The organism is Salinigranum marinum, assembly GCF_024228675.1.
GTDB classification, from domain to species: Archaea; Halobacteriota; Halobacteria; order Halobacteriales; family Haloferacaceae; genus Salinigranum; species Salinigranum marinum.
Genome location: NZ_CP100463.1, coordinates 35,076 through 57,728 on the forward strand (window position 1 = coordinate 35,076; position 22,653 = coordinate 57,728).

22 protein-coding genes and 1 pseudogene are annotated in these 22,653 nt (G+C 66.4%); 19 read left to right on the forward strand and 4 right to left on the reverse strand.

Translation table 11 applies throughout. The annotated features are described in order from the left end of the window. Positions 1–264: 264 nt before the first annotated feature. The 7 genes from NKJ07_RS22440 to NKJ07_RS22470 all read left to right on the forward strand — a co-directional run bounded on the left by NKJ07_RS22440 (position 265) and on the right by NKJ07_RS22470 (position 6,023). Positions 265–1,503 (forward strand): orc1/cdc6 family replication initiation protein, encoded by a 1,239-nt coding sequence (locus NKJ07_RS22440; RefSeq protein WP_318571055.1) that lies wholly within the window; start codon positions 265–267, stop codon positions 1,501–1,503. 329 nt (positions 1,504–1,832) lie between these two features. Then, positions 1,833–2,609, forward strand: coding sequence for a metallophosphoesterase (locus NKJ07_RS22445; RefSeq protein ID WP_318571056.1), 777 nt, complete (start codon positions 1,833–1,835; stop codon positions 2,607–2,609). Between the two features lie 71 nt (positions 2,610–2,680). Next, entirely contained in the window at positions 2,681–3,376 is a 696-nt protein-coding gene (locus tag NKJ07_RS22450) for a phospholipase D family protein (protein ID WP_318571057.1), read from the forward strand. A gap of 397 nt (positions 3,377–3,773) precedes the next feature. Further along, the gene (locus NKJ07_RS22455; protein ID WP_318571058.1) at positions 3,774–4,376 is read left to right on the forward strand and encodes a hypothetical protein; all 603 of its coding nucleotides are present in this window, start codon (positions 3,774–3,776) and stop codon (positions 4,374–4,376) included. Next, positions 4,373–5,038 carry a DUF2238 domain-containing protein gene (locus NKJ07_RS22460; RefSeq protein WP_318571059.1) on the forward strand — a complete coding sequence of 222 codons (666 nt, stop codon included), beginning with the start codon at positions 4,373–4,375 and terminating at the stop codon, positions 5,036–5,038. Before NKJ07_RS22455 ends, NKJ07_RS22460 begins: the two co-directional genes overlap by 4 nt. 104 nt (positions 5,039–5,142) lie before the next feature. Beyond that, on the forward strand, positions 5,143–5,496 hold the full coding sequence (locus NKJ07_RS22465; RefSeq protein WP_318571060.1) for a DUF7344 domain-containing protein: 354 nt from the start codon (positions 5,143–5,145) through the stop codon (positions 5,494–5,496). A gap of 170 nt (positions 5,497–5,666) precedes the next feature. Next, a complete protein-coding gene (locus NKJ07_RS22470) occupies positions 5,667–6,023 on the forward strand; it encodes a DUF7344 domain-containing protein (protein WP_318571061.1) in 357 nt (118 codons plus the stop codon). A gap of 102 nt (positions 6,024–6,125) precedes the next feature. On the opposite strand, the gene NKJ07_RS22475 is transcribed toward NKJ07_RS22470, so the two are convergent. Further along, positions 6,126–6,839 (reverse strand): hypothetical protein, encoded by a 714-nt coding sequence (locus NKJ07_RS22475; RefSeq protein WP_318571062.1) that lies wholly within the window; start codon positions 6,837–6,839, stop codon positions 6,126–6,128. A gap of 345 nt (positions 6,840–7,184) precedes the next feature. On the opposite strand from NKJ07_RS22475, the gene NKJ07_RS22480 reads away from it, so the two are divergent. The 3 genes from NKJ07_RS22480 (at position 7,185) to NKJ07_RS22490 (ending at position 10,753) form a co-directional block, all read left to right on the forward strand. After that, complete coding sequence (locus NKJ07_RS22480) at positions 7,185–8,369, forward strand: tubulin/FtsZ family protein (protein WP_318571063.1); 1,185 nt, start codon at positions 7,185–7,187, stop codon at positions 8,367–8,369. After that, positions 8,338–9,147 carry a hypothetical protein gene (locus tag NKJ07_RS22485; protein WP_318571064.1) on the forward strand — a complete coding sequence of 270 codons (810 nt, stop codon included), beginning with the start codon at positions 8,338–8,340 and terminating at the stop codon, positions 9,145–9,147. Before NKJ07_RS22480 ends, NKJ07_RS22485 begins: the two co-directional genes overlap by 32 nt. Positions 9,148–9,505: 358 nt before the next feature. Then, positions 9,506–10,753 (forward strand): AI-2E family transporter, encoded by a 1,248-nt coding sequence (locus NKJ07_RS22490; RefSeq protein WP_318571065.1) that lies wholly within the window; start codon positions 9,506–9,508, stop codon positions 10,751–10,753. Between the two features lie 360 nt (positions 10,754–11,113). On the opposite strand, the gene NKJ07_RS22495 is transcribed toward NKJ07_RS22490, so the two are convergent. Then, positions 11,114–11,725: an HdeD family acid-resistance protein gene (locus NKJ07_RS22495; RefSeq protein WP_318571066.1), complete on the reverse strand. Its 612-nt coding sequence runs from the start codon at positions 11,723–11,725 to the stop codon at positions 11,114–11,116. A 232-nt stretch (positions 11,726–11,957) separates the two neighbouring features. On the opposite strand from NKJ07_RS22495, the gene NKJ07_RS22500 reads away from it, so the two are divergent. The 6 genes from NKJ07_RS22500 (at position 11,958) to NKJ07_RS22525 (ending at position 16,947) form a co-directional block, all read left to right on the forward strand. Then, the gene (locus NKJ07_RS22500; RefSeq protein WP_318571067.1) at positions 11,958–12,359 is read left to right on the forward strand and encodes a DUF5518 domain-containing protein; all 402 of its coding nucleotides are present in this window, start codon (positions 11,958–11,960) and stop codon (positions 12,357–12,359) included. Positions 12,360–12,627: 268 nt separating this feature from the next. Next, positions 12,628–12,915 carry a HalOD1 output domain-containing protein gene (locus tag NKJ07_RS22505; protein WP_318571068.1) on the forward strand — a complete coding sequence of 96 codons (288 nt, stop codon included), beginning with the start codon at positions 12,628–12,630 and terminating at the stop codon, positions 12,913–12,915. Between the two features lie 455 nt (positions 12,916–13,370). Then, entirely contained in the window at positions 13,371–14,471 is a 1,101-nt protein-coding gene (locus tag NKJ07_RS22510) for a succinylglutamate desuccinylase/aspartoacylase family protein (protein ID WP_318571069.1), read from the forward strand. An 82-nt stretch (positions 14,472–14,553) separates the two neighbouring features. Further along, complete coding sequence (locus NKJ07_RS22515) at positions 14,554–15,039, forward strand: DUF7992 family protein (protein WP_318571070.1); 486 nt, start codon at positions 14,554–14,556, stop codon at positions 15,037–15,039. Between the two features lie 175 nt (positions 15,040–15,214). After that, on the forward strand, positions 15,215–16,192 hold the full coding sequence (locus tag NKJ07_RS22520; protein ID WP_318571071.1) for a formylglycine-generating enzyme family protein: 978 nt from the start codon (positions 15,215–15,217) through the stop codon (positions 16,190–16,192). Further along, positions 16,189–16,947, forward strand: coding sequence for a hypothetical protein (locus tag NKJ07_RS22525; RefSeq protein ID WP_318571072.1), 759 nt, complete (start codon positions 16,189–16,191; stop codon positions 16,945–16,947). The genes NKJ07_RS22520 and NKJ07_RS22525 overlap by 4 nt, the downstream gene beginning before the upstream one ends. A gap of 51 nt (positions 16,948–16,998) precedes the next feature. Here the strand turns inward: NKJ07_RS22525 and NKJ07_RS22530 are convergent, their stop codons facing one another. Next, positions 16,999–18,237 carry a carboxylate--amine ligase gene (locus NKJ07_RS22530; RefSeq protein WP_318571073.1) on the reverse strand — a complete coding sequence of 413 codons (1,239 nt, stop codon included), beginning with the start codon at positions 18,235–18,237 and terminating at the stop codon, positions 16,999–17,001. A 247-nt stretch (positions 18,238–18,484) separates the two neighbouring features. On the opposite strand from NKJ07_RS22530, the gene NKJ07_RS22535 reads away from it, so the two are divergent. After that, positions 18,485–19,744, forward strand: a complete 1,260-nt coding sequence (locus NKJ07_RS22535; protein WP_318571074.1) for a prenyltransferase/squalene oxidase repeat-containing protein — start codon at positions 18,485–18,487, stop codon at positions 19,742–19,744. Positions 19,745–19,812: 68 nt separating this feature from the next. On the opposite strand, the gene NKJ07_RS22540 is transcribed toward NKJ07_RS22535, so the two are convergent. Then, the gene (locus tag NKJ07_RS22540) at positions 19,813–21,180 is read right to left on the reverse strand and encodes a metallophosphoesterase (protein WP_318571075.1); all 1,368 of its coding nucleotides are present in this window, start codon (positions 21,178–21,180) and stop codon (positions 19,813–19,815) included. A 182-nt stretch (positions 21,181–21,362) separates the two neighbouring features. Between NKJ07_RS22540 and NKJ07_RS22545 the strand changes: the two genes are divergently transcribed. Together NKJ07_RS22545 and NKJ07_RS24625 are read left to right on the forward strand one after the other, a co-directional pair. Next, positions 21,363–21,668 carry a hypothetical protein gene (locus NKJ07_RS22545; RefSeq protein WP_318571076.1) on the forward strand — a complete coding sequence of 102 codons (306 nt, stop codon included), beginning with the start codon at positions 21,363–21,365 and terminating at the stop codon, positions 21,666–21,668. Between the two features lie 201 nt (positions 21,669–21,869). Further along, positions 21,870–22,364 (forward strand): annotated as a pseudogene (locus tag NKJ07_RS24625) (LURP-one-related/scramblase family protein). Positions 22,365–22,653: the final 289 nt, after the last annotated feature.

Consider the following 22,653-nt stretch of genomic DNA (forward strand, 5'->3'; position numbering starts at 1 on the left):
TCCGATCGATCGGCGTCATCCCTCAGTCGACCTCTTCGCGTCGACCGAGGCCGGCCCTCCCCGATCGATCCGGCGTGCTCTCCCGGCCGCGTCATCTCGCGCGTCGACTACGTCCCGTCCGCCCGGCGGCAACCGTTCCGTTTACCGGAAACTTCGGGGTCCATCTCGGATAGCGGAACCGATGCACACCGGTGGTTATACTGGAAATAGTGGAAACGGTGGTCGAAACGGTTATGAATCCGGAACGAGTCGTTCGAGTCGACCATGGCCCCTCGGTTCCAGCCGGACGATACGCTGTACAAACGACGGAACACGCTCAAGGTCGAGTACGTTCCGGAGGACATCGTCGGTCGGGACAACGAGATCGAGGAGTACGAGGCGGCGCTCCAACCGATCATCAACGGGGAGTATCCGGACAACGTCTTCATCTACGGCAAAACCGGCGTCGGCAAGACCGCCGTCACGAACTTCCTGCTCAACGAACTGCTCGAATCCGCCGAGCACTTCGAGGTCGACCTCTCCGTCATCTCGCTCAACTGCGACGGGCTCAGCACGAGCTACCAGGCTGCGATCAGCCTGATCAACAAACTCCGAGAGCCCGAACACCACATCGCCGAGACCGGACACCCCCAGTCGAAAGTCTACCGCCTGCTGTGGGACGAACTCAACGGCCTCTCGGGGACCGTCCTCATCGTCCTCGACGAGATCGACCACATCACCGACGATACGTTCCTCTATCAGATCACGCGCGCCGACAACAACGGCTACATCGACAACATCCAGCTGGGGCTGATCGGCATCAGCAACGACTCGACGTTCCGCGAGCAACTCGACGCGAAGGTCCAGTCGTCGCTGTGCGAGACAGAGATCTCGTTCCCGCCGTACGGGACCGAGGAGCTCCAGAAGGTGCTCGAACAGCGCGCCGAGATCGCCTTCCACCGGAACGCGCTCGAGGACGGCGTGATCCCGCTGTGTGCGGCCCTCGGTCGACAGGACGGCGGCGACGCCCGCCGGGCCATCACGCTGTTGCGGAAGGCCGGCGACCTCGCCCGCACCGAGAACGCCGAGACCGTCACGACCGACCACGTCGAGCGCGCACAAGAGAAACTCGAAGCCCAACAGAGCATGGACATCATGCGCGACCTCACCGAACACGAGCAACTCACGCTGTACGCGCTGACGACGCTCGCCGCCGAGAACGCCACGCCGGCGCGGTCGCGCGTCGTCTACCAGCGCTACAAACAGCTCTGTGAGTTCCAGGGCCGCGACCCACGTACGGCCCGTCGGATGCGTAGTTTCCTCTCCGACTTCGAGATCCTCAACCTGACGCTCTCACACATGGAACACCGCGGCCAGGACGGCGGTACGTACCGCGAACACGAACTCAACCGCGACATCCCGACCGTCGTCGACGCCCTCCAGACGACGATCAGCGAGTTCGGCGCGCACGGGAGCATCGTCGAATACCTCCCCGACTCCGGCGAGGAGTTCGCCACGATATGACGGGACCGTCTCGCCGCGCTCGGTGTCGGTTCTGAACCCGCCTCCGTCGTTCGGACAGGCCGGCGGCGCGCGGGCGTACCTCACGGAGACGGCCAGCGACGCGGGCTCTCCGTCCGTCCCTCTCGGATCCGAGTCGTGAGGAACAGCCTCCGATCGCCCGCGTGCACGGTAACAAAGAGCTATAACCGGCCTCGTGTAGCTACGAACGTGCACGCACGCAGTCGCTCGAGGACGTCGCTGACGAGGGGGTACAGACCGTCGCCGTTCGGACGGTCCATCATCGGTGGACACGACCGTCGGCAGACCGATCCGGCACCCGTGATCGACCCGTGACGAGGGTCGTCGTCGCGGGGGACGTTCACCTCGGTTCGTCGAACGCGAACGCCGACGCGTTCAACGGCTTCCTCGACTGGATCTACCGCACCCGCGACGACGTGGCGGAGCTCGTCCTCCTCGGAGACGTCTGGGATCTGGTCCGTCGTGACCCGTTCGGCTGTGCCTGGGAGACGCACGACACGATCATGCGGCTCAAGCGGCTGGGCGAGCACCTGCCCGTCCGGATCGTTCTGGGCAACCACGACACGTATCTCCGCACGCTCGACGCCTCGCTGTACGACGTCAACTTCTCCGACCACCACGTCGTCCACCAGCGCGACCACAGCATCCGGTTCTGTCACGGACACGCGTTCGACGGCTTCCAGTTCGACCGCCTCTCGAAGCGCCTCTCGGGCCCCGGCGACCGCGGAGAGATCGACCCGACGAACGGACTGAAAGACCCCGTCGTCGCGATGGCCCGCGCGTCCGTCCGAGCCGGGACGAACCGCGTCCGCTCGCTGTACACCGCCGTTACGCGCGGTGCGCGGTTCGAGCCCGTGCGGTATCCACGGCGCGAACGCCGTGCCCACGCGTACCTCGACACCGTCCCCGAGGACAAACTGGTCTACGGCCACACCCACGCCCCCTACGTCCACCAGGACAACCTCGCAGCCAACCCCGGTTCGTGGAAGTCGACGGCCCCGGTCCACAACACGTACCTCGTCATCGAGGCGGGACACATCGAACTGTACCGCTACCGACGCGACGGAGACGACGAACCCATCGAGTAGCGGCGTCTCCGTCCTGCCTGGCCGATCCAGCGGGTCGTTTTACCACGTTGGACGCCGTATCTCCACGCGCGATGGTCGACCAAGCGCTCTTCGACAACCGTCTCACCGGATCGCTCGTGGCGGAGGCGGTCGTCCGGCTGTTCGAGGCCGACGGGACGATCTACCTGACCTCCGGATACTTCACGTGGTCGGGCTTTCTCACGATCCGCGACGCGCTCACGGAGTTCCTCGCGCGGTCGACCGACAACGAGGTGTACGTCGTCGTCGCGACCGGTGCCGACCAGTTCTCGCGGCTCGTCGCGCACGCGCTCTGGGAACTCGACATCGATGGCCGGGTCCACCTCCTGACCTACCGGGACGGGTTCATCCACCCCAAACTCTACCTCAGAGACGGTGACGATCCGGCCCTCGTCATGGGGTCGGCCAACCTCACGTGGGACGGACTCGGCAAGAACCTCGAACTCGCCTGGTACTACGCGCCGGACGCCCGGGACGACCCGATCTTTCAGACCCATCTCGCGTGGGTGGGCCCGTTCATCGCCGAGTGCGACCCAGTCACCCCGACCGATCTCAAACGGAGCGTCCGGCTGCGCCGAACGACAGACGTCTGGCTCTCGAAAGGCCGGATCAACGTTCCGTCGATGATCAAGGGCGCACTGCCCATCCGGAGCCGAAAGACGCCGCAGTCACCCTTTTCGGCCCCCCACGAGGGAGACCGGGACACCGGCCACGGCGTTCCGTCTCACCCCCGACGCGACGATCCGTGAGTTTACATCGGTACGCCTGTAACCGGCGCGACACGCCGACAGAGAGTTCCTACCGTCGCTCCGCGGAGTCCACACCGCACCGGCCGCGGGAACTGCCGGGTTAAGGCGGGAGCTACCGCTGACGACCCACAAATAACGTTGAGCTAATCCGACCTGTCCCGACGTCCGGCCGTCGCTCGGGCCGCACGGAAACCGGGTGTCACCCGTCACGGTGTCGAGATCGGGTGTCGCTCGTCACGGGTACGCGACGCTTCGCAGTTCAGACGTGGCTTCCGCAGGGGGCGGTTCACTGCCCGGTGAAAAACGATTATAAAGCTGACTGCCGTCCGTACGACGTAGGACCGAACGCCGACGGCCGTCGGCCCCGACTGTCGGCGGTGTCCGGGGACACACCAAAATGAGTCAGCAACTACCCGACGAGTGGTTCTTCAGGGACCGGTGGGCGAACGCAGTGGTCGCTTGGACCATCACCGCGGTACTGGTGGTCGTGGCGGTCGACAGTTTGCTCTCGTTCCTGCTGGTCGACGTACTGCTCGCCGTCACCGCGGCGGCGATAACGATCGTCCCGGCGTTCGTCTCGCGTTCGTGGACGCGAACCGTCCCGTGGCCGTTGCTCCTCCTCGCGTCGTTACCGCTCGTCCTCGGCGCGTTCTATCCGACCGCGTTCGGTCTCGTCGTCACCGGCGTCGGCGTGGCCGCGCTGGGGATGCTGTTGGTCGCCGTCCTCCAGATGGCGACGAACGTCCGCATGACGCCCCGGTTCGCGATCGCCTTCGTCATCGTCGCGACGCTGGCGTTTGCCGGCTTCTGGGCGCTCGGCTCCGCTGCATCGGCGCGGTATCTCGGGACGGCGTTCGTCGCGACGAACACGGAACTCATGTCCGTCTTCACGGCGGCGCTCGTCGGTGGCCTCGCCGGCGGCGTCGTCTTCCGGTGGTTCTTCCGGCGGAACCTCCGCCGACCCGCCGCGTCGCCGTCCCGGGAGGTCGACAGCCCATGAGTCTCGCCCGTCGCGTCGGTCTCACGCCCGCGCGGCAGGGAACGCTCGTTCGCGTCCTCCAGGTGGTGATGGTCGGGATCCTCGCCGTCGGGCTCTGGCTTGGCAACGGGGGCGTCGTGGTCAACGCCGGCGTCGGGCTCGTGGTGACGCTGCTCCCAGCGGCGCTCGAGCGAAACTACCAATTCACGATGAACGTCGGTCTCGTCCTGTGGATCACCGTCGCGATGTTCCTCCACGCCCTGGGGACGCTCCCGCTTCCCGGGCTGAACCTCTCGACGCTGTACGGCTCGACCTGGTGGTGGGATCACATGACGCACGCGCTCTCGTCGTCGCTCGTCGCCGGCGTCGCCTACGCCGTCGTCCGCGCGCTCGACGAGCACTCCGACGCCATCCACCTTCCCACCCGGTTCATAGCGGTCTACCTGCTCGTGTTCGTCATGGCGTTCGGCGTGCTGTGGGAACTGCTCGAGTTCTACATCAGCGTCGCTGCCGACCTCCTCGGGAGCGAGTCAGTCCTCACGCAGTACGGCCTCGACGACACCCTCCTCGACCTCTTCTACAACACGATGGGGGGGCTCGTCGTCGCGCTCTTCGGCACCGTCCATCTGACCGGCGTCGTCGGCCAACTCGCCGCCCGCTTCGACAGCCAAACTACACGGTAGACGACGCTCGGTCCTCGCCCGGTCGGCGATGACCACTCGCACATCATGTCATTTAAAGAATCAATACTTATGATCCCGTGGGCCGTCGGAACCGATGCCAACTAATGACGACTCACATCGACGACGCGTTCGACCTCCTCACACACCGGTACCGACGACGGATCCTCCGTCTGCTCGCCGCCCGCGAGACGCCGCTCACGCTGTCGGAACTGGTCGACGGATTGGTGACGGACACACCCGGACCACCCCGCCGCGCTCGCGATGCGGTCGCGCTCGACCTGTACCACTCCCACCTACCGAAACTGGTCGCCGCGGGCTGGGTCGACTGCGACTGCGGCGGACGAATCCTCGACTGCCGGGTGTCGCTCGCCCGCCCGCCCGAGGTCGACGCGGCCGTGCTGGCCGCGATGGACGAACTCGAAGCGATCTGTGCCGCCGTCCGCGCCGGCTCGATCTGACCGGGGGACATCGATCTGTCCCGTCCGACGAGGGCGCGGTCCATCCTCGGACCGGTCCCTCGGCCGCCGAACCGTCCGCCAGTCCGAGACACACCTGTCAGTCGTGGATACATGCGCCCCATGCAACCGACCACCAACACTTATGTTGTGTCGTGTCACTACGGATATATATGGGTCTGGAGCAGAACCGTCAGCGAGCGGAACGGGGGAGAGAGTGGCTCGACGGGCTCTCGTCCGTGTTGGCCGACCGTCGTCGCCGGTTCGTTCTGTTCGAACTCAGTGAACACGACGAGGGACTGTCGGTCTCGGCACTGGTCGACCGAACCGTCGAGTGGGAGCGACTCTCCGCGTCCGACGACGTCGACCGCACAAGCGTCTCGGAGAGCCTCCGGCGGGATCACATCCCGAAACTTGTCGCCGCGGACATCGTCGCGCTCGACGCCGACGGCCACCGGGTGCGGCTTCGCCAACACGGGAGTCGAGCCGAGGTGGTCCGCCGCGTCGCCGTCTCCCTCGCGAGACGCTGATCCGGCGTTCCGGCGAGCCACTCCGCGTCGCCTCGATTCGTCGGGTCCGACACATCCGCCCGTGGGGACCGACCACCCCGAGCATCCCACACACCGACGGGTTCATCGGCTCCCGCTCTCGTCGTCTTCCTGCTGGAGGTGCTGGCTCCCGTCTCGGTGTGGCGGCCGGCGTCCGTTCGGGGACCACTCTCCTCGCCCCTCGTCGTCCACGCTGTGGCGTCGCGACCCGATGAACACGACCCGTGCCCGTTCGTCGGTCTCGTATCTGAGCGCGCCGCCGTCTGCGACGAGCTTCATCACGGCCTGTCGCGTCCGCGCCGGTGACCACTCCAGCGTCTCGGCGATGTGGGCTTCGGTCGGCGGCCGGTCTGTCTCGCGGAGGAGTTCGACGATCCGGTCGCAATCACCGCGATCGGCTGCCGGGCGTTCTCGACGCCGTTTCACCGCCTCCGGTCGGTGGTCGAGACCGTTCGAGACGGTGAGCCGCGCCGCACGGAACACGAACCCAGCGAGGACGACCAACGCCGTGAGGATCCCGAGCGTCAAGAGCAACGGCAACAGCGGCGACGCTCCGTCGTCACCCGCCGACGACACCGCCTTCGCTCCACCCGGAACCCTGTCCACGGCCGTCGACAGGAGTGTCGGTCCCGACCAGACCAGGGGACTCCCCTCCCCGACCACGGGCGGCTGTGCGACCGCGTTCTCCGACGGGGCGGTCGCACCGACCGGCGTGCTCCCGGTCGCGACCAGGAGGGCGAGGACACCGGCCGCGAGTGCGAGACGGATCCCTCTTCGGCTGTGGGCTTGCCACGGCATGTCACGGAGTATACCGGCCGTGCATATAATTGCTCCTCCGCCCCGCTGCCAGCGTCCCCGACTGTTCGTCACTCCGGCACCTCCGGGGGAGCGGTCGCCCCGGCTCCGGCAAGGACCGGCTCACGAACGGCGTCGCCACTATCTTATACAATTTTTGACAGGAATATCTCGTGGCCGATACGCGACGTGTGAACACACCGCACGAGAGCGAAACACCGCGACCTGTGACACGAGAACCGGAGAATTGACCGTTCTCGACGCCGGTATCGACGTTTCCCCTCCCGCCATCACAAGGCTTATATATGTTATTGTGTTGATATTCATCGGAGTGGGGACAGCGTACTAATGAAACTAGCAATGATCGGTTTCGGACAGGCGGGAGGGAAGATCGTTGACGCGTTTATCGACTACGACCAACGACACGGTTCGAAGATCGTCTCCACGGCGATCGCGGTCAACACGGCCCGTGCGGACCTCCTCGGACTGGAGCACATCGACCCGGACAACCGCGTCCTGGTCGGGCAGTCACGCGTCAAAGGCCACGGCGTCGGCGCGGACAACGAACTCGGGGCCGAGGTCGTCGAGGAGGACATCGACGAGATCCAGCGGGCCGTCGACGCCGTCCCCGTCCACGAGGTCGACGCGTTCCTTATCATCGCCGGGCTCGGCGGCGGGACCGGCAGCGGGGGCGGGCCCGTCCTCGCCAACCACCTCAAGCGGATCTACACCGAGCCGGTTTATGGATTAGGAGTCCTCCCGAGCGGCGACGAGGGGGGGATCTACACGCTCAACGCCGCGCGGTCGTTCCAGACCTTCGTCCGAGAGGTGGACAACCTCCTCATCTTCGACAACGACGCCTGGCGTAACTCCGGCGAGTCCGTCCGGGACGGCTACGCCGACATCAACCAGGAGATCGTCAGGCGTTTCGGCGTCCTCTTCTCCGCGGGCGAAGTCGGTGCCGACGACCAGGTCGCCGAGTCGGTCGTCGACTCCTCGGAGATCATCAACACGCTCGCGACGGGCGGCGTCTCGACGGTCGGGTTCGCCTCCGAAACGGTCGAACCGGTCGGGAGATCGGGCGGGTTGCTCTCGCGGTTCACCAAGGGGACCGACCCCGAAGACGAACTGGACAGCGCCCACACCACGAACCGAATCACGTCGCTCGTGCGGAAGGCCGCCCTCGGTCGCCTCACCCTCCCCTGTGAGATCGACAGCACAGAGCGTGCGCTGGTCGTGCTCGCGGGCTCGCCGGAGCACCTCAACCGGAAGGGGATCGAGCGCGTCCGGAAGTGGATCGAAGAACAGACCGGATCGATGGAAGTCCGCGGCGGCGACTACCCCGTCTCGGGGAGCGAGTTCGTCGCGGGCGTCGTCCTCTTCTCGGGTATCTCGGACGTACCCCGGGTCAAGGAACTCCAGCAGATCGCGGTCGAGGCCCAGGACAACATCGACGAGATCACCCGCGAGAGCGAGCAAAACCTCGACAGTCTGGTCAACGATGACGAAGACGAGATCGAATCGCTGTTCTGATCGCCTCGTCGTCTGCCTCCTCGCGGCGAGCGCGCTCGTGGCCATGGCAGCCCCCGGAGCGGCGCTTTCGGGCACCGCCACGGACGTTCCGGAGGCGAGCACTGTCGGCTCCCAGGTGACGGCGACGGTGACGCTGTCGGAGCTCTACCGGAACCCCTCGCTGGAGCAGTGGCAACTGACGGGCGAGACCGCGCTCACCGACGTGACGTGGACGCTGGTGTATCTCGACCAGACGGGCGCGAAAGTCGGTCAGGAGTCGTTCGACGGCCGGACGTTCGACGGGGCGGCAATCGACGCGAGCGACGACGTCGCCGAGGTCGAGGTTCGGATCCAGGGTACCGTCCCGTCGTTCGAGCAGTACAGCTACGAGCCACAGCAGACGTTCACGCTGATGACGCTCGCACAGACGCGCCAGGGCGGGACCACCACCGAGATCGACACGTGGACCGTCCACTACTTCACCTCGGCCAGCGAGGCGGCCAGGAGCGACCTGAACGAGGCGCAGACGGCCATCGAGCGCGCTCGCACGGCCGGTGCCGACACGGCGGCGGCCGAACGGACGTTCGCGAACGCCGTCGACGCCTACGAGAACGGTAACTTCGAGCTGGCGGTGACGCTCGCCGAGGAGGCTCGGTCGGCCGCTGGCAGTGCCCAGCAGTCGAACCAGCTGTCCCAGCTGGCGGTGTACGCCGCCGGCGGGCTTGCCCTGGTGGGGGTCGTGGTCGGCGGCGTCCTCTACTGGCGCTCCCAGCAGGAGACGTACGACAGACTCGGCTGAAGGATCCCCGGGTCGGGAGTAGCTGTCGCCTACTCCCGCCCGGGGCTGTCTCCGTGTGGCTCCTTCCGTCGGCGAGCGTGACGGGCGCGGCCGGAGCTGATCACTACCGACGACCCACGCGACGTGCGTCCAAGCTCCCGTCGTGCGGCCCGTTGGGTGCGCACAATGCGCACAAGCTTCAATACGCGCACGAGCGAACGGTGAGACACCGACCGACGAACAGCGCCCCGAGACGGGACCGAAGGGGCTCCGTCGGCCCGTCGGCCCGTCGGCCCGTCGGCTCTCCACGCTCGCCATGACCGACCAGCGATCCGATTCCACACGACTGCCTCGCCACCGGGAGCGAGTCGTCTGACCCATGTCGACTGTCGACTTCGACCGGTACCGAACCGGGCTCTGGCTGGTGACCGCCGTGGTCTTCGCCGGGCTGGTGTACGTCGGCTGGCGCTACGTCGGGACCGTGGTTCTCGTCGTGTTCGTCTACTACGTCACCAGGCCCGTGTTCGGCCGCATCCACCGCCACGTCCCCTCGCGGACCGTCGCGGTCGCCGTCTCGCTCGTGAGCGTCGCACTGCCCGTCCTCCTGCTCGTCGGCTGGACACTCGTGGTAGTGTTCCTCTCGCTCGCCGAGTTCCTCACGCCCGTGCCGGACGCCCAGTTCGTGGTGCTCGTCGACTCGTCCGTCGACGCCTCGGCCGTCGCGACACAGCTGAACGGCTTCGTGCAGGACGTACTCTCCCGCCCCGCCCGACTGCGGTCGCTCGACGTCGGGCCGGTGTTCGCGGGGGCCACGGACGTCGTGGCCTCCTCGGTGCGAGTGCTGTTCAACGTCGCCCTGCACGGCTTCGTCGTGCTGCTCGTCGTCTTCTACCTCCTGCGCGACGGCGGCCGACTCGTCGGGGTGGTCCGGACGACGGTTCCCGGTGACGGCGACCTGGTCGAACCGTACATCGTCGCGGTCGACCGCGACCTCGAGAGCGTCTACTTCGGCACCATCCTGCGTGCGCTGGTCACCGGTGTCGTCGCCGCCGTGACGTTCCTCCTCCTCGACGCGGTCGCCCCGGCGACCGTCCGGATCCCACAGCCCGCCCTCGCCGGCGTGGCCGCGGGGATCGCCAGGCTCGTCCCGGTCGTCGGGAGCAAGCTGGTGACGGTACCCGTCACGCTCCTCCTGATCGTCCGTGGGGTGCAGGACGCCCCCGAGGCGCTGTGGTTCCCCGTGCTCTTCGCCGTCGTCTCGGTCGCCGTCGTCGACGCCGTCCCCGACCGGCTGCTCCGGCCGTACGTGGGCGAGCGGACGCTGCACGCCGGCGCGGTCATGCTCTCGTACGTCCTTGGGCTCCTCCTGTTCGGCTGGTACGGCGTCCTCCTCGGCCCGCTCGTCCTGGCGCTCACCGTCGAGTTCGGTCGGCTCGTCGCCCCCGCGCTCGTCGATCCGACCGCCTCCGTTGCCCTTCCCTCGCCGGGTTCCGCCCCGTCGGCGGCGACCGACGAGCACGGGGTCGACACCGAAGCGGACGCGGACGACCAGGAGTCGGGTGGCGCCGGCGATTCGTCCGACGCCGACGGTTCGTCCACCGATTCCGACCCGTCGGGCCGCGCGTGAGGCTCTCGACCGCGGGTTCCGCCCCGTCGTCGTCCCCTGCTGTCGGGAGCGGCGGAAGGACCGGACTACTCACCGGGTAAGCGGTGCGATCAAATTACGGATATATGTGTGTAATGGCTTCGGTGTCCGGTTCCCGCTCGGTCCCGACGCTCACGTGTGACCGTTCTCGCTGTCGGGGTACGTCGGGATTACTCGGGGAAGCACGGGCGGGTAGCGGCGCGTTCCACTCCTCGACGGTTCGTCCGACCGCGGTCGCGCCGGCGACCGTCTCGTCCGCCCTCGCCGTGACTGCCGACGCTCGGCTCGGTGTGGTGTCGTCTCACGAACGGATCACGGACGCCCGGCGCGAGAGGCGAGTGCTCAGGCGACCGACTGGGTGATCTCCTCGGTCGATCGATCGCTTCCCCACCCGAGCATGACCATGGCGATGCCGGTGCTCAGTAGGTTGACGCCGAACAGGAGCCCAACCGCCCACGCGGCGCTCGAGGGGAGTCCGAGCCAGATCAGAGCGGCGAGCACCAACGACAGCCCGCCGCTCAGGACCGACCAGGCCCAGTTGCGCTCCGACCGAAGCGCGATGCCCATCCCGATGAGCACCACGCCCTCGACCACGAAGTACGCCAGGACGAGCAGGGTCAGCGTCACCAGTCCGACCGTGGGGTTCGCGAGGAGCGCGATCCCGGCGACCACGTACACGACCGCGAGCACGATCTGGACGACCGATCCGGACCAGCCGGGCGCGGAGAACGCGTTCGCCACGTGGAGGAACCCGCCCACGACGAGGAGGATTCCGAGGAGGATCGACAGCGACAGCCCGGTGACGAACGGGAAGACGATGGCCAGCAGGCCGAGGATGCTGAGAACGATCCCTACACCCACGAGCGTCCGACCGCTATCGTGCGTGACTGCCGCGAGCCCCGCCTGGGGGACCCCCCCACTGCGCGGTGACTGCGGGTTGGATTCACTACTCATGATTGCTCACAGTCCCACGTACGACACGATTACATATAAAGAATATCCGCCCGTCCGCGACAGTCGGCCTCGTGGTGACTGCCGGTTGCACGTGACTGCCGTGTTGTACGTATCACGAGCAGGGGTGCCCGCTCGTAGCCGTAACCCACTTGTGTCCCGCTCAGCGTTCCGGGACAGTCAGCCGACAGTGCAATAGCTACTTAATACGCCAGCCAGCGTCCATATCAGCGAGATGATAATTAACTGGCGTGCTGTCAGCATCGGATTCGTAGTCACCCTCGTGATCGGACTCATCGGCGGGTTCGCCGTCCCGTACACCGACGTCACGGTCCCGGCGCTGAGCTGGGGATTGGTCGGGCTCGTCGGCGGAGCGGTCGCCGGCTACCTGGTCGGCGGCGGGATCTGGACCGGGGCGGTCAACGGCATCCTGGCGACGACGATCGGTGCGCTCATCGTGCTCGTCGTTCTGGGCGTCGTCGGGACGTTGCTGCTCGGGCTGGTCGGGCTCTCGCTGTTCTTGGTCCCCCTGCTCCTCCTGGGGCTGTACGCGATCCCTGGGGCCGTCGGCGGCGCGATCGGTGCTCTCCTGAAGGGCGCCACCGGGCCCGAGGCGGGACAGCCGATCGGCCGGTAACCGCCGGCCCTTCGCTCGCGTGTGAGCGCGGCACTCACCCGGTTCGCCGGATCGCTGTGTCGGCCTCGTCGGCCGGTTTAGCGACCACGTAAACCAGTAAGGCATGAATACTCACCGGCGCTGTCAGACGAGGGAACAAACGGTTCGGCTCTCTTCTGTCCCACGGTGTGGGCGCCCGCGGCCCGCGTACTGCGACGTGCGTCAGCCGTGAGCGGCAGTCACAACACTGAAATAACCCGGCAGCTTCGGTTGAGTCGAACGCCCCGTGATGCTCAGATCGCGCGACACCGACGCTGACGACGACTCACAGAAAAACCTTCATCTCCTCGTCGTCGAGGAGATCGCCCGACACAAGGGGGTCCCGCCGGTGCGGCTTCACCCGCCGCTGTACTCGGTCATCGATCCGGACGCACTCGACGCCGTGTTGGCGAACGACACGTCCGAGAGCGACTCGCTCTCCCTCACTGTCTCGTTCGAGTACGACGGCTGTGTAGTCAAGGTGGATTCCACGCACGACGTGGAGGTCGTTCCGTCCGACGAGGCGAGCGAACGGTAGCCGGGCGGCCGTCGAACCACGGACGGCCCGGAACGGCGAGGGCGTTCGCACGGTGTTCTACCGCCTTCGCCACCCCAGCGCTGCCTGGCTCGGCGCAGCCGTCACGACACTGTTCAGTCCAGCACGCCCGTCACGACCTGGTCCTGCCGATCACTGCAGCCGACGAGCCGCGGTGAGGTGTGATCGCTCGGGGTGCTCGGCGGTTCGATCTATTGCAGTGTGGTAACGCTTATCAGTATCGCGGTCGCACTAACCTTCAGACCACGAGAGCCACCGAATCCGGAAGCCGACCGTTTCGCGCGTCTCCGTCCTCGCTCTCGTCGCGGATCCGATTCGATCGACCACGACGCGGATGCGGTATCTCTCCGAGTCGTTACTACCATGTACACACACCCGCGCGGCGGATTCAGAGGGGACCCGACCACGACCAACCGAGCAGACGGGGGTCGCGGACGATGAGTCCCGACTCGTCGAGACAGCGACCGTTCGTCTACGACGCGCAGGTCGACCCGGGGGAGGTGCGTCATATCAACTACGAGGTGGGCGAGACGTATCTGGGCCAACCGGTCGAACTCCCGGTGACGATCATCAACGGCGAACATCCCGGTCCGCGGCTGTTCCTGAGCGCGGCCATGCACGGCGACGAGGTCAACGGCGTCAAAGTGCTCCAAGAGGTCGCCGGGCGGTACGATCCCGCGAAACTCCACGGAACCATCGTCTGCCTGCACGTGCTGAACGTACCGGGCTACATCGCCCAGCAACGCTACATCCCCATCTACGACCAGGACATGAACCGCGCGTTCCCGGGGTCTGAACACGGCTCGACGGCGTCGCGGATGGCCCACGTGATCTACGACCGGTTCGTCAGCAACTGCGACATGGGAATCGACTTTCACACGTCGACGCGCAACCGCATGACCGTCTTCCACGCGCGCGCAGACATGGCGGACGAGGGGATCCAGCGACTCGTCGACGCGTTCGGGGCTCCCCTCGTGCTCTCGGGCGCGGGGAGCGCGAAGATGCTCCGGCGGGTCGCCACCGAGGACGGCATCCCGACGCTGACGATCGAGATGGGCGAGGCGAACCGCTTCCAGCCGCTGCTCATCGACCTCGCGCTCCAGGGCGTCGAGAACGTCCTCGCCGCCTACGAGATGTACCCCGACGCGACGCCCGAACGGACCGACTTCCGGAAGGTGCTCACGAGCACGCAGGAGAAAGCCTGGATCCGAGCGAACAACGGTGGCTTGGTCGAGATGAAGTGGGGTCCGTACCCGATCGTGGAGGAGGGCGAGACGATCTGTGTCATCTCCGATCACTTCAAGACCGAAGAGCACGCCGTGACCGCGCCCTTTACCGGGTTCTTGATCGGCATCCTCGCCAACCCGCGCGTCCTCCCCGGGCACCCGCTCGTCCACCTCGTCGAGGTCGACGACGACGAGCGCGAGATCATCGAATCCATCTACGACCTGGCGGGGTTCACCCGCCACGGCACGTTCCACTGGATGGGGAAGATGGGCGATCGGCTCTCCGCCCGCCTGCTGGACGGTCCGGCGTGACGTGAACCGGCCCCGTCGGCGGCATACGCAACCTCCCTGGTCCACCGGGTGGGCTATTACGTCGGGTGACGTACTTGGTCGCATGAATCCGGACGTGTCCGCACCTGCCCCACCGACCGTTTCCCGAGCGTCGCGCGACGACGGGTACGCGGACGCCGCGAAACGAGCCGACATCCAGGCGTACCTGGCCGGCACGGAGAACGCGTGGGCCGAGGGGTTCAGCGAGTGGGCGGCCGAGACGTCGCTCACCGAGGCGGAGTACCGAGCCGTGGCGGCCACCGGACTCTTCGACGAGTTCGACTTCTACTGGGACGAGACGGCCGACCGCGTCGCCTACACGGCTCCAGAACTCCCGTCGGATCCGGAGACGACGCGGCGGCTCTCCGCCCTCGACGCGGGGGAGTCCGCGCCGGCGATCGAGGAGGAACTCGACGAGTTGGGCGCGACGGTCGCCGGCGTCCTGACGGCGTACTTCGTCGGCTGGGAGGCCGACTCAGATGTCGTCGACACCTTCGGAGGCCAGTACAACGCGCGCGACGACGACCGCACGGACGCACAGGACGAGTAGCACCCGGCAGGTGGACGCTGAAGCCACCTCGACCGATCCTCACGGCCGGCCCCCCGGGGTCGAGGGGAGCTTTATTCGGCTCCACGACGAAACCCCGACCCGTCTAGGCCCGCCCGCGTCGCACGTGCTCGCGTCGCCGCGGTCGACTGACCGGACTCAGACAGCGACACTTGACATGAGCAACGAGACCAACCGGACGAGACGAGACGCACCGACCGACCCGCCGGCAGCGGAGATGGTCTGGATCCCCGGCGGCACGTTCACCATGGGATCCACGGCGTTTTATCCCGAGGAGCGGCCGACCCGCGACGTCACGGTCGACGGGTTCTGGATGGATACCCACCACGTGACGAACGCGGCATTCGCGGCGTTCGTCGACGACACCGGATACACCACGTTCGCCGAACGCCCGCCGGATCCTGACGACTACCCGGGTGCGGATCCCGACGACCTCGTGCCCGGGTCCGCCGTGTTCATGTCGCCGGACCACCCCGTCGACCTCCGGAACCCCGCAGGGTGGTGGACGTACGTCCCCGGTGCCGACTGGCGGCACCCGCTCGGGCCGGACAGCACCATCGAGGGGAAGGAGGACCACCCGGTCGTCCACGTCACGTACGAGGACGCCGCCGCGTACGCGGAGTGGGCCGACAAGACGCTCCCGACGGAAGCCCAGTGGGAACGCGCTGCCCGGGGCGGACTGGACGGCAAGCGGTTCGTCTGGGGCGACGACCACGTCGTCGACGGGCAACTGATGGCGAACACGTGGCAGGGGCAGTTCCCCTACGAGAACACCCTCCTCGACGGCTACGAGCGGACCTCGCCGGTCGGTTCGTTCCCCGCGAACGGCTTCGGACTGTTCGACATGGCGGGGAACGCCTGGCAGTGGACCCGCGACTGGTACGCAGACGACCCGACGGCCGGCGAGGCGGACTCGCCCACGTGCTGTACCCCGACGAACCCACGCGGCGTCTCGAAAGCACGGAGCGTCGATCCGCACGATCCGTCGCAGGTCCCGCGGAAGGTGCTCAAAGGGGGATCACACCTCTGTGCCCCGAACTACTGCTTCCGCTACCGACCGGCCGGCCGGTATCCGGAACCCGTCGACACCTCGACGAGCCACGTCGGGTTCCGCTGTCTCGTCGAGGGCGCGTGACCCCGGTCCGACCGTCGGTCGTGGCGACACCGGGGGCCAGCAACTACCCCCTCGCGGCCGCGGTGTTCGCACTCGCGCTCGCGGCAGTTCACCTCACGACGGGTCGCTGGGAGTTCGTCCACCCCGAGCGCCGTCGCTGGTTCCTCTCCGCCGGCGGCGGGGCGTCGGTCGCGTACGTGTTCGTGCTCGTCCTCCCGGAGGTCAGCGAGGCGGCCATCGCCGTCGGCGAACTGAGACGGGAGGCGTTTCTGGCCGACCAACTGGTGTTCCTCGTCGCGCTCGTCGGGTTCGTGGTCTTCTATGGGGTCGAGGTGTTCGCCACCCAGCGCCGCGGCGAGGCCGTTACGGACGCGGGACTCAGCTACCGACTGCACGTCGTCACGTTCGCGACGTACAGCGGCGTCATCGGCTACCTGCTGTTCCACCAGGAGGCGACCGGCCTCTCGAACCTCTTCTTTTACGCCGTCGCGATGGCGCTACACTTCGGCGTCACGGACTACGGCCTCCACCGCCACTACGGCGACGCGTTCGACCGGACCGGCAAGGTCCTCCTGGCGGGCGGAACCCTCGTCGGGGCGGCGATCGGGTTCGTGACCGAGATCGGGGCGTTCCCGCTGGCGATGGTGTTCGCGTTCGTCGCGGGCGCGATCGTCTTCAACGTCGTCAAGGAGGAACTCCCGACGCTCACCGACAGCCGGTTCGCCGCGTTCGTCACGGGCGCGCTGGTGTTCGTCGTGCTCCTGTTGCTCACGTGAGGGCCTCTGGGTCGTCGTCGGGGTTCCGGCCGGAGACGCGACCGGTCCCTTTCACGAGGGGTTGCCGACGGCTCCGTCCGCGTGCTCGCTCTCGTACTGGCGGCTCGCGGTCACGCCCGACGACAGCGTCTCGCGAACGGCCTCGATGAACAGCCCCGGGTCGTCGAGGCGGACGTAATCGAAGTGGGGGTCCGTGACGAACGACTTCCCGATATCCCAGAGCGTCCCGCGGAACGACGGCCGCTCCACGAACGGCGACTCGTCGCGCAGGATGCTCAGCAGGTGCGAAACCTCGCCGTACGTGATGTGACTCGCGACCCCGATCTCGTACGCCGGATCGATCCGTTCGGGCTCACCCCGCGCGCACAGCCAGTAGTAGTACGGAAAGTCGGCTCCCGCGCGGACCGCCTCGGGGAGCGACTGCCAGACACGCGGGTTGATCTCGAGGAACTTCCACTCGCCGGTCGTCGCGTCCTGTATGTACTCGATACAGACCAGCCCGTGCCACTCGAGGTGGCTCAAGAGGTCGTACGCCGCGTCCTGCACCTCCTCGGAGTGGACGGACCGCCGGTAGACTCCACCGCCCCCGACCCACGAGTTCTGCCGGATCTGCCTGTGCTGGTACGTGGCCAGCGGCTCCCCGTGGTCCCAGAGCGCACAGTAGAGGTGCTTGTCGGCCTGGGGGATGAAGTCCTGTACGACCGGATCGTGCTGTAGCTTCTCACGGAGGGACGCGACGTCGGGCCCGACGCCGGCGGGGAGAAACAGCACGTGCTTTCGCTCGGCGGCGGTGTCGGCCGGGAACGAGTCGACGTAGTCGTCCGTGACCACGTTGTATCGCGATTTGATCACCACGTCGGTGTCCCACTCGTCGGCCTCGGAGAGTAACCGCGTCCGCGCCGTCGGCACGCCCGCGTCCGCAGCCTCCTCCGCGAGCCGCAACCGGTCGTGGACCTTCCTGAGCGTCTCGAAACGCGGCGTCACGAGGGACACGTGCTCGTTGAACTGCGCTCGGTACTTCGCGAAGACGTAGACGTCACACTCCCTGACCGGAACGACCGTGTCGACGTCGGGTCGCCCCGCGATCCGCAAGAGCTCGTCCTTGTATGCGCTCACGTCCTCGGGCGGCGCGCCGAGCCGGACGCGCTCGGAGCAGTATCGCGACGAGAAGTGCGGAATGCGCGCCTGCTCGGAGGCGACGATCGTCCGGACACCGCGGCGGTTCAGAGACCGCATACAGGCGTAACTTTTCATTTGACAGCCGGTCGGAATGAGAACACCCCCAGTCATACCGTCTCTCTTTTTCTTCTTGATTCAAAGTTATTGACCGAGTTCTTCCCTCTCACAAACGGCGAACGATCGGGGCCGTCGGACGGTCGCGAGTAAGACCGAGTTACCTCCTCAGACGGCCGACTGCACGGGTCGGGCCGCGGCCGACACCGGTGATTACCAGTAACCGGCGTATACTAATCACCATGTACTGTTTCCGTTCCGTCACGCTACCGTTACCCGGCAGCCTCACACACGGATACATCCGATGACAGTGACAGACGCGGACCACGAGAGCGAGATCGGCGATGAACAGAGCGCAGTTGTGCCGGGCGACCGCGCGGTGCTTGATATGCTCGAGCGGACGCTAGCGTACGCACGCGAGCGGGACTACACCGGCTGGGACTACGGCGACGGGATGAGCAGCCGTCTCCGGCGGGTGCTCCCGATCGAATCGAAGTGGGTGAACATCTCCTTTCAGGAACTGGTCAAGCGAGCGCCGATCAACGTCAGGCCGCTCCTCCTGGTGGAGCAGCGACGGAACTACCAGGGAGCGGCGCTGTTCGCGATGGCCAACCAGACCGCGGACCGCCTCGTCGCGCCCGGTCGCGCCGACGGGGAGGGCGCGTCGACGGTCGACTACGGCCGCGAGGCCACCGAGCTGGCAGACTGGCTGGTGAACAACCGGATCGACGGCTACAGCGGCTACTGTGCGGGCTATCCCCACCCGATCCAACACCTCGACGGGCGAGGCTACCCGGGGCAACCGGACATCATCAACACGTCGTTCGGGGTCAAAGCGCTCCTGCGGGCCGCCGCGTTCGACACGCGCTACGCCGAGACGGTCAGGGACGCCGCCGACTTCGTCGTGGACGACCTGAACTACCGGCCGGTAGAGGCGGGACGGGGGGCCGTCGTCGACTACCACACGAAACATCCCCAGGACTACTTCACGATCAACGCCGGGGCGATCTGTGCGCGGACGTTCGTCGATCTGTACGATCGGTTCCCCGACGACGAACTCCTCGACCGGGCCAGGGGACTGCTCGACCGCGTCGAGGAGTTACAGACGCCGCTCGGGGGCTGGATGTACCGCGATCCCCCGGAGGCGTCGCACCTCTCGATGGACACCCACCACAACGGGTTCATCATCGAGAGTTTCCAGCGGTATCGCGACGTGACGGGCGACGACCGATACGACGACTGCCTCGCCAGGGCGCTCGCGTTCTTTCGGGACGAACTCTTCGAGCCGAACGGTGCCCCGAACTTCGACGAGACGAGCACCTATCCCCGCGACGTTCACGCGAGTACACAGGGCGTGCTCGTCTTCACCTACGCCGGCGACCTCCCGTTCGCCCGTCGAATCCTCCAGTGGGCGTTCGACAACCTCCACGCCGGCGGCGGGCAGTTCTACTCCCGCAGGGGGCGCTGGTACGTCAAACGCGTTACGCTGATGCGGTGGTGTCAGGCCTGGATGGCCTACGCCATGAGCGAGTACCTCGACGCACGTCTGTCGGGCCCCGAGTGAGCGCCCGACCCCGGAATAGACGCACCCGGCCACATCGAGCGTCCGATGACCGACCGTCGGCTGCGCACTCAATCGTCAGTTCCGTCGGAGGGCGACTGCTCGACCGGCTCTTCGTCTGTGCTCGTCGGTCGCGACTCCGCATCGACGACCGTCCGCCCGGGTATCGGATCGTCGGTCCGGGGCGTTCGCGTCAGCACCTGCTCTAAGAGTGTCAGGTCCGTCGGGTCCTCCTTTTCGATCACGTGGTACTCCACGACGACATCGCCCTCGTCTTCGGTGATCCGGAAGTAGTTGAGCCGGAACGACGGGTAGAACACCCACGGAAGCAGGCCGAACACCACGTTCTGTCGGAACAGCCGCCGCAGCCACGTCCCGGTGTTCACGACGAGGCGGTCGTCGACCTCCGTGAGCGAGACGCGGTGCGTGTGGCCGTAGACGAAGACGGCGACCTCGGGCCGCTCCGCGAACACCGCTCGCGCCCCCTCGACGTACGCGTCCGCGACGGCCTCCGGTTCGCCAGTCCGAATCAGCCCGAACCGATCGAGCGTCTTCCGAACGTCGCGAACGAGGATGTACAGCGGCACGGAGATGACGGTCAACAGCGTGATGACGACTATGTTGACGACCAGCACGAGGTCGATGATCGCGCCCACGATCCCGAGTTGGCCGAGGGCCTGCTCCGTCAGTTCGAGCGGTGCCGACCAGAGCCCCGTCGCCGACAGGACGACCAGCACGAGGAAAAACACGCTGACGTTGAACAGCAAGAGGAACGGGAGCACCACGTACCGAATGAGGGGGCTCATCTCACGGTAGAAGTAGTTCGAGATTATCCAGTCGGGGATCTCCGTCATCGGGGTCACGGACTGGATGTCCTTGAGCCAGTTGAACTTCCCCCGGGCCGAGAGCTTCCCCGCGCGACTCGTGATGTGTCGGTTCACGAAGTAGCCGGGCGGGTTGGCGTACGGGTTGCCGAACTCGGGGCTGCGGTTGTTCGGGTCGCGCTGTTGGCCGTGTTCGATCCAGACGACTCGGTCACCGACCGCACGCGTGATCGCGACCTCCTGTTCGAGCGTGACGTTGTACTCGGCCAGGCGCTCGACGTACGCCGGGTAACACGCGAGTTCGTAGTCGTGGTTGCCGGGGATGAACGTGATCGGTATCCGCTCGCCCGTCGCTTTGAGCTGCTCGAACAGTTCCGGGTAGCGCTCGACGAGCGCGTCGAACTTCTCCATCCCCTCGAGTTCCGTGAACTCCCACAGCCCGAAGGCGTCCCCGTTGACGATGAGTTCGGCGTCCTCGTCGCGCGCTTCGAGCTCCCGGAGGAACCCGAGCAGTTCCGCTTCGAACTCGACGTGCTGGAGCTGTTCGTCCCCCCCGATGTGGAGGTCGCTGATAAAGTAGTACGTGTTCGCTCGTTCGGTCTCGGGTGGTGCCATGCGCTGAGTCTGTCCGGCGTCGATCGGTTCCGACAGCCGTCATACGTCCGCCGAACGGATAGCTCTTGGCCGGACCGTCCGGCGGTCGGGTGGTCCGACGGGCCGATCAGTCGAGGCGGACAGCGGTCCCGTAGGCGATCACTTCCGACGCGCCCTGGGTCACCCCCGACGTCTCCATCCGGATGGAGTCCGAGACGACCGGCGAACCGGATGTCGCGAACGGGAAGGGTGCACCGGTGACCGTGCGGCTCTACCAGGACGACACGCAGGTCGGCGAGGGTGACCTCCCGAAGACGATTCCGATCATGATCGGCATCGTTGCCGGACTGAGCTGTGGCCAAGACAGCGTCAACACGGTCGCCGATGCGTATCGAGACCGTAAGCCGTTCGCGTTCACCGGCGACATCGCACGGGTGACCGTCGACGTCAGCGGCGAACCCTTCGTCCACGAGGAGAAAGAGATGGACCGGCCCATGGCGCGGGAGTAACCGTTCAACCGAAGGACATGAAAACGACATGGTGACAAGATGGGAATGAGAAGACGACGACAACGACGGCAGGATCGGCGAGCAAACTGGAGGGCTCGACTGACGGGCAGTAGCCCTCCCCCGAGCGAACAGCCCCTCAAGCAACCGGCCGATTCGACCGCCGAGCCATCGGATGAACTTGGCAGATCGACGCGCTACATGATGCGCCAGAAAATCGTCACATTCGGAAACGACTTGATCATCCAGACTGCCGAAGGCGTGCCGGCGTTCATGATCGACGGGAAGGTACTCCGGGTACGGAACTCCATCCAGCTCAACGACCTGCAGGGCCAGACCCTCTACCGTATCCAGGAGCGAATCGCGAGGGTCAGGGAGACGATGGTGATAGAGCGCTAGAGTCAACGGGTCGCGACCATCCACATGGCGCTGGTGAGGCCGCTCCGCAACCGATTCGATGTGGAGGTCGCTGATGGCCCGAGCCTTCACGTGCAGGGGAACATCTTCGCCCATGAGTACACCATCACCCGCAACGGCGCACCCGTCGCAAACGTGTCCAAACGGTGGTTCCGCGTTCGGGAGACGTACGGTGTCGAGGTGATGCCGGGCGACCACGACGCGTTCGTGCTCGCAGTGGTCGCGGCAATCGATGCCATCGTGTCGAAGGGTCCAGGCGGCCGACGTCAGCGTCGTCGGTGAGACGAGGCCATCCTTCATCAGCGCTGGGTTACCGTCGTCTGACGATTTCCTACTACCGTTCGGGTGAGCTGGCGGCTCACCCGAACAATCACCGTCCGAGAATCGCGATCAGGCGGGTCGGCATGTTCATGACAGTGGATAATCATCAATCATCCAGCCGTCTGAGGCGGGTATTTCGCTCTGGTACGCTCAATCATGACATGGCTGTGAATTAGAGGTAGGCAGTCGACCATCGTGCATTTCGGGAGCCGGGACGCGACTGTCACTCCGGTGGCATAGAAGTACCGTT